Origin of the sequence: Streptomyces sp. NPDC088923 (assembly GCF_044749745.1) — a bacterium.
Lineage (GTDB): Bacteria > Actinomycetota > Actinomycetes > Streptomycetales > Streptomycetaceae > Streptomyces.
Window position 1 is genome coordinate 119,557 of record NZ_JBIVIO010000005.1, and the last position, 12,806, is coordinate 132,362.

Annotated in this window: 13 protein-coding genes; 9 read left to right on the forward strand and 4 right to left on the reverse strand. The window is 73.9% G+C overall.

The genetic code is table 11. The annotated features are described in order from the left end of the window. The first annotated feature begins 294 nt into the window (after positions 1-294). Together chpH and ACIP4O_RS20865 are read left to right on the forward strand one after the other, a co-directional pair. Positions 295-528 (forward strand): chaplin ChpH, encoded by a 234-nt coding sequence (chpH, locus tag ACIP4O_RS20860; protein WP_164281857.1) that lies wholly within the window; start codon positions 295-297, stop codon positions 526-528. 141 nt (positions 529-669) lie between these two features. Further along, on the forward strand, positions 670-1,461 hold the full coding sequence (locus ACIP4O_RS20865; protein WP_401576414.1) for a chaplin: 792 nt from the start codon (positions 670-672) through the stop codon (positions 1,459-1,461). A 153-nt stretch (positions 1,462-1,614) separates the two neighbouring features. On the opposite strand, the gene ACIP4O_RS20870 is transcribed toward ACIP4O_RS20865, so the two are convergent. Further along, positions 1,615-1,803, reverse strand: a complete 189-nt coding sequence (locus ACIP4O_RS20870) for a DUF5703 family protein (RefSeq protein ID WP_009063724.1) — start codon at positions 1,801-1,803, stop codon at positions 1,615-1,617. A gap of 47 nt (positions 1,804-1,850) precedes the next feature. Between ACIP4O_RS20870 and ACIP4O_RS20875 the strand changes: the two genes are divergently transcribed. Then, the gene (locus ACIP4O_RS20875) at positions 1,851-2,540 is read left to right on the forward strand and encodes a hypothetical protein (protein WP_401576415.1); all 690 of its coding nucleotides are present in this window, start codon (positions 1,851-1,853) and stop codon (positions 2,538-2,540) included. Positions 2,541-2,579: 39 nt separating this feature from the next. On the opposite strand, the gene ACIP4O_RS20880 is transcribed toward ACIP4O_RS20875, so the two are convergent. Further along, complete coding sequence (locus ACIP4O_RS20880) at positions 2,580-4,739, reverse strand: helix-hairpin-helix domain-containing protein (RefSeq protein WP_401576417.1); 2,160 nt, start codon at positions 4,737-4,739, stop codon at positions 2,580-2,582. Continuing rightward, the gene (locus ACIP4O_RS20885; RefSeq protein WP_361327539.1) at positions 4,736-5,722 is read right to left on the reverse strand and encodes an aldo/keto reductase; all 987 of its coding nucleotides are present in this window, start codon (positions 5,720-5,722) and stop codon (positions 4,736-4,738) included. The genes ACIP4O_RS20880 and ACIP4O_RS20885 overlap by 4 nt, the downstream gene beginning before the upstream one ends. Positions 5,723-5,905: 183 nt before the next feature. Between ACIP4O_RS20885 and ACIP4O_RS20890 the strand changes: the two genes are divergently transcribed. Beyond that, positions 5,906-6,955: an LLM class F420-dependent oxidoreductase gene (locus ACIP4O_RS20890; protein WP_361327542.1), complete on the forward strand. Its 1,050-nt coding sequence runs from the start codon at positions 5,906-5,908 to the stop codon at positions 6,953-6,955. A 192-nt stretch (positions 6,956-7,147) separates the two neighbouring features. Further along, entirely contained in the window at positions 7,148-7,936 is a 789-nt protein-coding gene (locus ACIP4O_RS20895) for a ferritin-like domain-containing protein (protein ID WP_401576419.1), read from the forward strand. Positions 7,937-7,989: 53 nt separating this feature from the next. Here the strand turns inward: ACIP4O_RS20895 and corA are convergent, their stop codons facing one another. After that, complete coding sequence (gene corA / locus ACIP4O_RS20900; protein WP_401576817.1) at positions 7,990-8,997, reverse strand: magnesium/cobalt transporter CorA; 1,008 nt, start codon at positions 8,995-8,997, stop codon at positions 7,990-7,992. Positions 8,998-9,250: 253 nt separating this feature from the next. Between corA and ACIP4O_RS20905 the strand changes: the two genes are divergently transcribed. From ACIP4O_RS20905 to mshC, 4 genes are all read left to right on the forward strand, one after another. Further along, positions 9,251-9,940, forward strand: coding sequence for a histidine phosphatase family protein (locus ACIP4O_RS20905; protein WP_361327550.1), 690 nt, complete (start codon positions 9,251-9,253; stop codon positions 9,938-9,940). A gap of 85 nt (positions 9,941-10,025) precedes the next feature. After that, positions 10,026-10,616 carry a DUF3090 domain-containing protein gene (locus ACIP4O_RS20910; protein ID WP_164288847.1) on the forward strand — a complete coding sequence of 197 codons (591 nt, stop codon included), beginning with the start codon at positions 10,026-10,028 and terminating at the stop codon, positions 10,614-10,616. Further along, positions 10,613-11,425 carry an SCO1664 family protein gene (locus ACIP4O_RS20915; protein ID WP_401576819.1) on the forward strand — a complete coding sequence of 271 codons (813 nt, stop codon included), beginning with the start codon at positions 10,613-10,615 and terminating at the stop codon, positions 11,423-11,425. Before ACIP4O_RS20910 ends, ACIP4O_RS20915 begins: the two co-directional genes overlap by 4 nt. 132 nt (positions 11,426-11,557) lie before the next feature. Continuing rightward, positions 11,558-12,787, forward strand: a complete 1,230-nt coding sequence (mshC, locus tag ACIP4O_RS20920) for a cysteine--1-D-myo-inosityl 2-amino-2-deoxy-alpha-D-glucopyranoside ligase (protein ID WP_401576421.1) — start codon at positions 11,558-11,560, stop codon at positions 12,785-12,787. Positions 12,788-12,806 lie beyond the last annotated feature (19 nt).

A 12,806-nucleotide genomic window follows, 5' to 3' on the forward strand; every position in this document is an offset into this window, starting at 1 on the left:
GGCGCCCACTCTCGCGAGCGGCGCGCGCGCCGTGTCCGTACGCCCCCCCTGTCGCGTACGGAGGCGGCGCGCGTCCGCGCTGGTCGGCGCCGTTTTCCGGGGCTCGTCGCGACGGCCGCGCGGGTCCGGCCCGGTGCGACGCCCTGCTCGCCGCGACCGGCCGGTAATCGAGTGTCTGTACCAGTCCCACTGGTACGGGTGAATGCACTCATCCGGTCGTAGCTCGAATACTCCCTCCTCGTTACAGGTGTTGCGGTCCGTGGCTGGGACCGCGCTGTCCACCTAGGAGGAAAAATGATCAAGAAGATCGTCGCCACGGTCGCCGCGACCGGTGGCCTCGTGCTCGCCGGTGCGGGCCTGGCCTCGGCCGACGCGGGCGCCCAGGGTGCGGCCGTCGGTTCCCCCGGCGTGCTCTCGGGCAACGTCGTGCAGGTTCCCGTGCACATCCCGGTGAACGTCTGCGGCAACACGATCTCCGTGATCGGTCTGCTCAACCCGGCCTTCGGCAACACCTGCGTCAACGCCTGATCCAGGCAGGACGCCACCCCCGGCCGGGGGTGTCCTCGCGGCCCCGGAGCGCGCTCGCGCTCCGGGGCCGCGGCTCTCACCACACCGCGCACGCGCGAGGTGCCGTGCGCTTCGAAGCTGTGACTACGACAGGGAATTGCTATGCGACAGGTCACGCGCAAGGGCCTGATGACTGTGGCGGCCGCCTCCGGCGTACTCGCCGTCACCGGTGGCTACGCGGTCGCCGACTCCGGCGCCCAGGGCGCGGCCGTGGGGTCGCCCGGCGTCCTCTCGGGCAACCTCGTGCAGGCACCGGTCGACGTGCCGGTCAACGTGTGCGGCAACACGGTGGACGTCGTCGGTCTGCTCAACCCGGCCTTCGGCAACCACTGCCAGAACGGCTCGGGCCAGTCCCGTCCGGGCGGCTACGGCGACGAGGACGGCGGCGGCCACCAGAGCGGCGGCCACCACACCGGCGGCCACCAGAGCGGCGGCGGCCACACCGGCGGCGGTGCCCACGCGGGTGGTCACGCCACCGACTCGCCGGGCGTCGGCTCCGGCAACCAGGTGCAGGTCCCGGTGGACGTGCCGGTCAACGCGTGCGGCAACAGCATCTCGGTCGTCGGCCTCCTCAACCCGGTCTTCGGCAACGACTGCGCCAACGAGTCGACGCCGCAGCACCCGGGCCACCCCGAGCACCCGGGCCACCCGGAGCACCCCGGCAACCCGGGCACGCCCGAGAAGCCGGAGCCCCCGAAGACCCCGGAGACGCCGAAGCCCCCGGTCGAGCGCACCACGCCCCCGACCTCGCAGGTCTCGGTGAAGACCCCGGCGCACACCCAGCAGCTCGCCGAGACCGGCAGTGAGGTCCCCGCGGGCGCGCTCGGTGCCGCCGCGGCCGGGATGCTCCTCGCGGGCGCCGTGGTCTACCGCAAGGCCCGCGCGAACGCCTGAGCCGCGGCCGTGCGCGAGCGCGCGCCGACGCCCCCGCGCACGGCATGCCGAAGGGCCCCGCTCAGGGAGAGCGGGGCCCGACAACACGAGGAGAGCTGGTCGCCCGTCCGGGTGAGGAACGGGACGCGCGGCCGCGGCCGCCGCCCCCCGGTCTCACCACGTGGCCCGCGGCTGGCGGATGATCCTGCGCCGCAGCCGCACCCGGCGGCTGCCGTCGGGATGCAGCCTGAGGCGGTCCAACTCCCAGTGCCCGTACTCCGCGTGGTCGGTGAGCAGGCGGGTCGTGTCCTTGCGGCTGACGCCCCTGGGCACGTACACGTCGACAAATTCGTATTCCGGCATCGTATCTATTGTGCGTCCACCGGCCCGGTACGGATAGCGTCTGCACTATGTCTGATGTTGAGCAGCCCCCGGTTGCCGAGGTACGTGCCGCCGCCGAGGCGGTGAAGGCCGCGCTCGACCGTCACCTGGCCGCGGTCGAGAACCGCTCGGGCGAGGACGATCCCGCCGTCTACCAGGCTTTCAACGAGCTGGCCACCGCCGCGGAGACCTACGACGAACTGCTCTACGAGCGCTACGACGAGGTCACCCCCTTCGAGATCCCTGGGGCCGAGGACTCCTTGCCGCCCTACACCGGGCCCGAGGACCCCAGCGCCCTGAGTGTGCTGATCCGCAGGGACTACACCGTCGCCCGCCCCGACCTCCTGCTCGGCCAGGCCGAACGCGTCGCCGACCTGCACCCCGAGTCACCCGGCGCCGGGCTGCACGCGGCGCTCGGTGTTCTCTTCGGCGAGTACGAGCCGGACGAGATCGCCTCGCGACACCGGGAATTCGGCTTGGAGGAGGGCGACTCCACGTTGTGGGTCGCCGCCACCGACGACCCGCCCGAGCCCGGTGAGTGGCTCGACGCGCCCTTCGAGGGCGCCGACCCGCAGTCGGTCATCTGCCGCTTCGACGTCAGCGCGGTCTTCGACGACGACCCCGAGGACGACGTACGGCCCGCCCACCGCCCGGGCCTGCGCGGCCACGGCGGGGAGGCGGAGGACGAGATCGACGAGGACGAGGGCGAGGAGTTCTGAGAGGCCGCTGAGGGGGCGAGCGGAGCGCTCTCTCGCCCCTCAGCCCTCCGCAGGCCTGCTCAGCAGCGCCGTGAGGCGGGTGCGGCGCTCTGTGGCGGGGCGCGCGGCCACCGCCTGGGCGAGGGCCTCGCCGGTGCCCTGGACGACGGAGAGGTGCCGTTCGGCACGTCCCGCCGCCGTGTAGAACCACGCGCGGCTCAGGACAGGGACGGCGTCGCCGGGGACCACGACCACGACGGCCGCCCAGCGGTGCCCGACCGCCTGGTGCGCGGTGAGCGCCCAGGCGTGGCGCACCGCGCGCCCCGTGTCGGCGGGCGCGACGCGTACGGGGGCGCCCTCGCACTCCAGGCGCAGCCCCTCCTGGTCCGCGCCGACCACCCGTCCGAGCGCGGTGCGCCCGGGCGCGGGCGACCACACGATCCGGTCGCCCGGATCGAAGCCGCCGAATCGCCCCGGCCCCGGGTTGAGCCTTTCCTTCAGCGCCGCGTTGAGCACCCGCGTACCGGCCGCGCCGCCGTGCCCCGGGACGAGGACCTGCGTCTCCTCGGGGGCGACGCCGAGGGCGCGCGGTACGGAGTCGGTGACGAGCTGCACCGTGCGGTGCACGGCCTCGCCCGGGTCGCGGACCGGGACGACCACGACCTCGTGCCCGCCCGTGCGCGGCACCTCGAACTCCCCGACGCCGAGCCCCGAGACGAACTCGCCGACCGGGCCGGGATCGGGCGTGCGCGAGACGACGTGCGGTGCGAAGCGCGCGGCGAGCAGGTCCCCGAACACCCGCCCCGCGCCCGCCGAACCGAGCACGCCGGGGTCCCCGCTCAGCACGAGCCGCGCCCCGTCCGGGACCGACTCCGCGAGCAGGGCGGCCTCCTCGACGCCGAGCTGGGGGGCGTCGAGCACGACGAGCAGATCGAGGGCGAAGCGCCCCTCCTCGTCGCGCGCGGGCCCCTGCGTACCCGAGAGCAGCCCTGCGACGGTGAGCGCGGGCTCCTTCGCGCCGAGCAGCGCGGCGAGCGCGCGACGCCCCTCGGCCGTGTGCGTCGCGGCGAAGGCGGCGAGGCCCAGGCCGCGCGCGGCGGAGACGAGCGCGGCCGCCTCGGCACGGGCCGCCTCGCCCCCCGTGTGCAGGACGAGGGTGTGCGCGGCGGCGGCACGGATCAGCTCGGCCGCGCTGCCGCGGCCCGCCGCCTCGGCCGCGGGTCCCCAGCCGTCCTCGGTCCCCGCCTCGGCGGCGGCGATCCGGCCGAGCGCGTCCGCGAGGCTCTCCTCCGCGAGCGCGTACCGCTCCAGGCCGACGAGCACGGGGACCGGCGGCGCTTCCTCCTCCTCGCCCCCGGCGGGCGGGACACCGTCCTGGAAGAGCAGCGCGTCGCCCTCGGCGACGGCCTCCTGCACGGCCTCCTCGGCGTCGGGGACGCCGTGCTTGCCGAGCGCGGCGGCGAGTTCGGCCAGCTCGCGGACGGTGTGCCCGCGCAGCGCCGCGTCTTCGAGCAGCCGTACGGTCAGTGCCCGTCCCCGGCGTACGTCCCCGGGGCCCGCCCCGGCGCCGAGCAGGGCGCGCGCGAAGGCGTCGGCGTGCTCGGGCGTGACCCCCGTCAGCCGCAGCAACTGCCACGGATCGGACTCCAGCTCACCCGCGGCGCCGTCGCCGAGCGCGCGCACGGCGGCCGGGGCAAGCGCCTCGGGCGCGCCCCCGCGCGTGAGCAGCGCGGCGACGGCGGAGAGCGCGGCGGGGTCCGGCGCGGTGGACGGCACGGGCGCGGGTTCGGCCGGGCGGGGCGGCGGGGGAGCGGTGCGGCGCGGGGCGACGGGGGAGGCGGGGGCGTCGAAGGTCGCGGCCGGGCGCTCGCCCTGCTCGACCGCGCGGACGGCGGCGAGCAGTTCGGCGGCCTTCCCCGTGAGCTTCGTCCCCGCGTCGACGGGCTCCTCGCGGGCGGCCTTGCGCGCCGCGATCCGCGCCCGCTCGACCCGCTGGGCGGCGAGTTCGGCCTCGGCCTCGGAGAGCTGCGCGCCGGTCTTCTCGCCGGCGTCCCCGTCTTCGGCGGCGGAGGCCCCGGTCCCGTCCTCGGCGGCGGGGCTCCCGGTCCCGTCCGTGCCGGTCTCCTCGCCCGTGCCGGTCTCCTCCTCCTCGGTACGGGGCGCGACCGCGTCGGCCGCCTCCTCCGTACCGGTGTTCTCGGCTGCCGGCTCCGTGCTCACAGCGTGCTCCAGTCCTGATCGGGATAGCGGTGCACGGGCGCGGACACGTCGTCCAGGGCCCGGCAGATCTCGTCAGGAAGACTAAGGCCCTCCACCGACAGCGCCTCGCTCAGCTGCTGAGCGGTGCGCGCGCCGACGATCGGGGCGACGACTCCGGGGCGGTCGCGCACCCAGGCGAGCGCGACGTGCAGCGGCGTCGCCGCGAGCCCCTCGGCGGCCGTCGCGACCGCCTCGACGACCGCCGAGGCCGTCCCGTCGAGGTACGGGGCGATGAAACCGGCCATCGCCTCGCCCGCCCCGCGCGAGCCCGCCGGACTCGCGCCCTCGCGGTACTTGCCGGTGAGCACCCCGCGCCCGAGCGGTGAGGAGGGCAGCAGCCCCACGCCCAGGTCGCGCGCGGCGGGCAGCACCTCGCGCTCCACGCCGCGCTGGAGCAGCGAGTACTCCATCTGCGTACTCGCGAGCCTGGTCCGCGTGCCGCCGCCCGCGAGCTGCCAGGTCGCGGCCTTGGCGAGCTGCCAGCCGCTGAAGTTGGAGACGCCCGCGTACCGGGCGCGGCCCGTGCTCACCGCGAGGTCGAGCGCCTGGAGGGTCTCCTCCAGCGGCGTCACGGGGTCGAAGGCGTGCACCTGCCACAGGTCCACGTAGTCCGTCCCGAGGCGCCTGAGCGAGGCGTCGAGCGCGGCGAGCAGGTGGCCGCGCGAGGCGTTGAAGCGCCGGTCGGGGTCGGGGACGCTGCCCGCCTTCGTCGCGATGACGAGGTCGCGGCGCGGGACGAGGGACTCGACGAGCTGCCCGAGCAGGTACTCGGCCTCGCCGTCCGCGTAGACATCCGCGGTGTCGACGAGCGTGCCGCCCGCCTCCCAGAAGACCTTGAGCGAGGCGGCCGCCTCGTGCTCGTCGGTGTCCCGGCCCCAGCCGAGGGTGCCGAGCCCTATCCGGGACACACGCAGGCCGGTCCGGCCGAGATGCCTCTGCTCCATGGACGCTGAGATTACGCGTCGGACATCCGTTTGTGGGGTGGTGCGTGTGCCCGCGTTCCGCCGTGGCGCGGACCGGCGGGACGAAGCTCACCTGCTCGCCCGTGCCGCCTCCCTGTCGCCCCGTGGCAGGGGGCAGTAGAGTCCCCCGCGGTAAACGTTACTGATCAGTAAGGGGTGTGGCGCATGCGGCTCGGAATCAACCTCGGCTACTGGGGCGCGGGCATGGACGCGGACAATCTCGCCGTCGCGCAGGAGGCCGACCGGCTGGGATACGCGGTCTGCTGGGCCGCCGAGGCGTACGGCTCGGACGCGCCCACCGTCCTCGCCTACGTCGCGGCCAAGACCGAGCGCATCGACATCGGCTCGGCGATCCTCCAGATCCCGGCCCGGCAGCCCGCGATGACCGCGATGACCGCGGCGACCCTCGACTCGCTCTCCGGCGGCCGCTTCCGGCTCGGCCTCGGCGTCTCGGGCCCGCAGGTCTCCGAGGGCTGGTACGGGGTCAAGTTCGACAAGCCGCTCGCGCGCACCCGCGAGTACGTGGAGATCGTGCGCCGCGCGATGAGCCGCGAGCGCCTCAGCTTCGAGGGCGAGCACTGGACCCTCCCGCTCCCCGGCGGCCCCGGCAAGCCGCTCAAGCTCACCGTGCACCCCGAGCGCCCGCACATCCCGCTCTACATCGCCGCGATCGGCCCGAAGAACCTGGAGCAGACCGGCGAGATCGCCGACGGCGCGCTCCTCATCTTCCCGGCCGCCGCGCACCTGGAGGAGACGGCGATCAAGCCGATCCGCGCCGGCCGCGAGAAGGCGGGCAAGACGATGGAGGGCTTCGACGTCGTGCCCACCGTGCCCCTCGCGCTCGGCGACGACATCGAGGCGCTGGCCGACACCTTCCGCCCGTACACCGCGCTCTACGTCGGCGGCATGGGCAGCCGCAAGCAGAACTTCTACAACCGCCTCGCCCAGCGCATGGGGTACGAGAAGGAGGCGGCCGAGATCCAGGACAAGTACCTCGCGGGCGACAAGGACGGCGCCGCGGCCGCCGTCCCGCACAGCCTCATCGACTCCACGACCCTGCTCGGCCCCGTCGACCGCATCGCCGACGGCATGCGCGCCTACGCGGCGGCCGGGGTCACGACCCTCACCCTCGCCCCCGCCGGCTTCACGCGCGAGGAGCGCGTCGCCGCGCTGCGCGCGGGCGCCGAGGCGCTGGAGCGGGCCGGGGTGGCCTGAGCGGAGGCGGTACGGGACCCGGGCCGGCCCGCCCGGACCCCGGCGAGGGGGCGCGCGTTCACCGCGAGCGCGCGCCCTCGCCGTACCTCACCCGAACGGTCCTCCCCTCTCCGGCGCCCGCTTGCCGGACCCCGGGGCCGCGCCTTGACTCGTCGGGCGGGCACGTGCGCGCCCCGATGTGGAGGTACGGAGATGCTTTCGGCCAGGAGTCTCTTCCAGGAGATCATCGACAACGACGAGACCTACAGGCTCTTCTGCTCGGTGGCCGCCAGTGGCGAGGCCCAGGGCGGCTGGGAGAACGGGCGGATCGCCGCCCTGCTCCCCGCGAGCATGGTGCGTCTGGCTCCCAAGGTCGCCCGGCACGGCGCCGACGAGGACAAGCACGGGCGCATCTTCCACGGCCTCATGCGCCGCCGCGGGGTCGAGCCCGTCGACGTCCCGCCGGAGACCGACTACACGATGCTCCTCGAACGCGCGGGCATCGGCCTCCCGCACGCCAAGCTCGACGCCGACGAGCCGCTGAGCGAGGAGGAGGTCATCACGTACCTCGCGCACAGCCGCGTCACCGAGCAGCGGGCCTCGGACCAGATGGACATGCTGCGCCGCTACTTCGCCACGCACCCCGAGGTCGGCAACGCGGTACGGATCATCTCGGCCGACGAGGACAACCACCTCGCCTACTGCCACGAGGAGCTGCTGCGCCTCGCGGGCGAGGGCCACGGCCGCGTCATCCAGCGCGTCCTGCACGAGTGCGCGCGCGCCGAGAACCTCATCTACCGCGACGTGAGCCTCGCCGTCATGGAGCACATCGGCCGCATCCTCGGCTGGTCCCGCCCCAAGGCCGCCGTCCTCGCCACCGCCATCCACGCCGCCTACGCCTGGGAGCGCGCGGTCGGCTGGCGCCGCATGGTGACCCTCACGATGCCGCACCGCCGCGACGCCCTCGGCGGCCCGGCGACCCCGGAGCCCGAGTTCGCCTGAGGCACCCGCCACCGCCCGCCCGGCCCCCGGGGCTGGCGGGCGGCACGCGCGGTTCAGAGCCAGCCGCGCCGCTTGAACTGCTGGTACAGCAGGACTTCCAGGACGATCATCAGGGCGATGACCGCCGGGTACGACCACACCCAGTGGAGCTCCGGCATGTGGTCGAAGTTCATCCCGTAGATGCCCGCGATCATCGTCGGTACGGCCGCCATCGCCGCCCATGCCGAGATCTTGCGCATGTCGTCGTTCTGGCGCACGCCCATCTGCGCGAGGTGCGCCGAGAGGATGTCGGACACGAGGCGGTCCAGGCCCTCGACGGACTCGTTGACGCGGGTGAGGTGGTCGCTCACGTCGCGGAAGAAGGGCCGTACCGCGTCGTCCACGAAGGGCACGGCCGCGGCGAAGGGGCCGTTGCCCGCGAGCCGCAGCATCGGCATCGCGAGCGGGCCGGTGGCGCGGCGGAACTCCAGGATCTGGCGCTTGAAGTTGTAGATGCGCGAGGCGGTGCTCGCCCCCGTGCCGGAGGTGGAGCCGTCGGGCGAGAAGACGGCGGTCTCCAGCTCCTCCAGGTCGTTCTGGAGCTCGTCGGCGACCACCAGGTAGTGGTCCACCACCTCGTCCGCGATCGAGTAGAGGACCGAGGTCGGCCCGTGCCGCAGCATCTCGGGCTTCTCCTCCAGTCGCTTGCGCAGCTCCGCTATCGGCGTCCCGTCGCCGTGCCGCACGGTGACGACGAAGGAGTCGCCGAGGAAGAGCATCAGCTCTCCCGAGGAGACCGTGTCGCTGTCGGGCTCGTAGTGCACGGGCTTGAGGACGACGAAGAGCGAGTCGTCGTAGACCTCCAGCTTCGGGCGCTGGTGCGCCTTGAGCGCGTCCTCGACGGCGAGCGGGTGCAGCTTGAACTCGTCCGTGACGTGCGTGAACTCCTCCTCGCTCGGCTCGTGCAGGCCGATCCACACGAAGGCGTCGCCGGCGGCACGGGCGGCGTCGAGAGCGTCGGAGAAGTCGCTGGGGCCATCGGTGCGATGGCCGTTCCGGTAGATGCCGCAGTCCACGATCACGGAACCCATAGTGCCCTGCCCTCCGGGGGGTATACGTGGCTGGTGGGCCTGCTTGCGAGGAGGTTCGCCGCTCTGCCGGGCCGGGCCGCCTCGGGGCTCCGCCCCGGACCCCGCTCCTCAATCGCCGGAGGGGCTGGAATGTGGTGCGGGCCGGGGAACGCCGGAGGGGCTGGAATGTGGTGCGGGCCGGGGAACGCCGGAGGGGCTGGAATGTGGTGCGGGCCGGATTTTCGCTCCGCGTAAGGTGGAGCGCATGACCACCCTCATCCTCGTGCGCCACGGACGGTCGACCGCCAATACCGAAGGGGTGCTGGCCGGGTGGATGCCCGGGGTGGCCCTGGACGAGCGGGGGCGGGAGCAGGCCGCGGCGCTGCCGGGGCGGCTGGAGGGGCTGCCGCTCGTGGCCGCCGTGGCGAGTCCGCTCCAGCGGTGCGAGGAGACGCTCGCGCCGCTGCTCAGCGCGCGGCCCGGGCTGCCGCTGCACAGCGAGGAGCGGATCGGGGAGTGCCACTACGGGGACTGGACGGGCCGCAAGCTCAAGGAGCTGAGCGGCGAACCGCTCATGGACGTGGTCCAGAACCACCCCTCCGCCGCCGCCTTCCCCGGCGGCGAGTCCATGCGCGCGATGGCCGCCCGCTCCGCCGAGGCGGTACGGGAGTGGAACGAGCGCCTCACCGAGGAGCACGGCGAGCAGGCGATGTACGTCATGTGCTCGCACGGCGACATCATCAAGTCCCTCGTCGCCGACGCCCTCGGCCTCCACCTCGACCAGTTCCAGCGCATTCACGTCGATCCCTGCTCCGTGACCGTCATCCACTACACGCGGTTGCGGCCCTTCCTCGTCCGGCTCGGCGACACGGGTGACCTCGCGGGACTCAGGCCCCGTGCCGAGGGCGGCGAGCAGGGGCAGGCCACGGTCGGCGGCGGCGCGGGAGCGGCCTGATCGTCACCGGCAGTAGGCTGTCCGGTACCCGTGGCCCCGTGGGCCCCGCTCCCCCCGACTTCTGATCCCAAGGAGAGTCAAGGACGTGTCCCGTCAGGTGTTCCTCTACGACCCGCCGGAGCGCTTCGTGGCCGGTACGGTCGGGCTCCCCGGGCGCCGTACCTTCTTCCTCCAGGCTTCGGCCGGTGGCCGGGTCACCAGCGTCGCCCTGGAGAAGACCCAGGTGGCGGCGCTCGCCGAGCGCATGGACGAGCTGCTGGACGAAGTGGTGCGGCGCAGCGGCGGCAACGCCGCGGTCCCGGCCGTCGCGCCCGCCGAGGTCGCCGACTCGGGGCCGCTCGACACCCCCGTCGAGGAGGAGTTCAGGGTCGGCACGATGGCGCTCGCCTGGGACGGCGACGCCGAGCGCATGATCGTCGAGGCCCAGGCCCTCGTCGAACTCGACGCCGAGTCCGAGGACGAACTCGCCGCCGCCGAGGAGCAACTCCTCCAGGACGACGAGAACGGCCCGCCCATGCTGCGGGTCAGGCTCAGCGGCTCCCAGGCCCGTGCCTTCGCCAAGCGCGCGCTCGACGTCGTCAACGCGGGCCGGCCGCTGTGCCCGCTGTGCAACCTCCCGCTCGACCTCGAAGGACACGTGTGCCCGCGACAGAACGGATACCGCAGGTCGGCGTGAGCGAGCCCACCGAAGCCCTCGATCCGGCTCTCGTCCGTGACATCCTCACGCGTGGCGAGCTGACGGTACGCGGGCAGATCACCCAGGCGTCCAACGCCGTCCTGCTCTGCGACGCCGTACTCGACGGGCGGAGCCTCGCCTGCGTGCACAAGCCCGTCGCGGGGGAGCGGCCCCTGTGGGATTTCCCCGACGGCAACCTCGCCCGCCGGGAGGTCGCCGCGCACGAGGTGTGCCGGGCGATGGGCTGGGACTTCGTCCCGCTCACCGTGCTCCGCGAGGGGCCCTGGGGCGAGGCGATGACCCAGCTGTGGATCGAGACGTCGGCGGACGGCGGCGGGCTCCTGGCCCTCCAGGACGGCGAGGAGCCCGAGGAGGGCTGGAAGGCGATCGGGCTCGCCGAGGTCGAGGAGGACCGCACCGCCCTGCTCGTCCACCGCGACGACCCCCGCCTGCGTCTCCTCTCCGTCCTGGACGCCGTCATCAACAACGCCGACCGCAAGGGCGGCCACCTGCTCCCCACCCCCGAGGGCCGCCTCCACGCCATCGACCACGGCGTCACCTTCCACACGGACAACAAGCTCCGCACGCTGCTGTGGGGCTGGGCGGGCGACCCGCTGCCGACCGAGGCCGTCGACGCCCTGGCGCTGCTGTCGGAGGCCCTGGACGGCCCCCTGACACCCACCCTGACCCCCCTCCTCACGGAGCCGGAGATCACCGCCCTGCGCACCCGGGTGGCGACCCTGCGCGAAACGGGAGTCCACCCGGAACCGAGCGACGAGTGGCCGACGATCCCGTGGCCACCGGTGTAAGAAAGTTCAGCCCGTCCGGCGGCGAACCAATACCCAGCCCGTCCGGCGTTTGAGGACCCGCCGGAGGCGAGAAACCCGCGCACAGGGCGAACCCGACCACCGGGCCCGCCCCAGGCCGGTTAACCTCGACTTATGCATTCCTGGCCCGCTTCCGAGGTCCCCGCTCTGCCCGGCAAGGGCCGCGACCTCCGAATACACGACACCGCCACCAACGGTCCCGTGACGCTCACCCCCGGCGAGGTGGCCCGTATCTACGTCTGCGGGATCACCCCGTACGACGCGACACACATGGGACACGCGGCCACCTACAACGCCTTCGACCTCGTCCAGCGGGTCTGGCTCGACTCCGGGCGCCAGGTGCACTACGTGCAGAACGTCACCGACGTCGACGACCCGCTCCTCGAGCGGGCCGTGCGCGACGGCGAGGACTGGACCGGGCTCGCCGAGCGTGAGACGGCCCTGTTCCGCGAGGACATGATCGCGCTGCGGATGCTCCCCCCGCGTCACTACATCGGCGCCGTCGAGGCGATCCCCGGGATCGTCCCCCTCGTCGAACGGCTGTGCGCGATGGGCGCCGCCTACGAGCTGGAGGGCGACATCTACTTCTCGGTCGCCTCCGACCGCCACTTCGGCGAGGTCTCGAACCTCGACGCCGAGGCGATGCGGCTGCTCTCCGCCGAGCGCGGCGGCGACCCGGAGCGTCCCGGCAAGAAGAACCCGCTCGACCCGATGCTGTGGATGGCCGCCCGAGAGGGCGAGCCGAGCTGGGACGGCGGCAGCCTCGGCGACGGCCGCCCCGGCTGGCACATCGAGTGCGTCGCCATCGCGCTCGACCACCTCGGCATGGGCTTCGACGTGCAGGGCGGCGGCTCCGACCTCGCCTTCCCGCACCACGAGATGGGCGCCTCGCACGCCCAGGTCCTCACCGGCGAGCACCCCTTCGCGCGCTCCTACGTGCACGCGGGGATGGTCGGTCTCGACGGCGAGAAGATGTCGAAGTCGAAGGGCAACCTGGTCTTCGTCTCGCAGCTTCGCAAGGACGGCGTCGACCCGGCGGCGATCCGCCTCGCCCTGCTCGCGCACCACTACCGCGCGGACTGGGAGTGGACCGCCGAGGGCCTCCAGGAGGCCGTGGACCGGCTCGCCCGCTGGCGCGCCGCCGTCTCGCGGCCCGACGGCCCCTCGGCGGAGGCGCTCGTCGAAGAGGTACGGGACGCGCTCGCCGACGACCTCGACTCGCCCCGCGCCCTGCTCGCCTTCGACCGCTGGGCCGCTCGCCAGCAGGAGACCGGCGGCGAGGACACGGGCGCGCCGGGCCTCGTCTCGCGCACGGCCGACGCCCTCCTCGGCGTCGCGCTGTGACCCGTACGGCGCCCCGCGC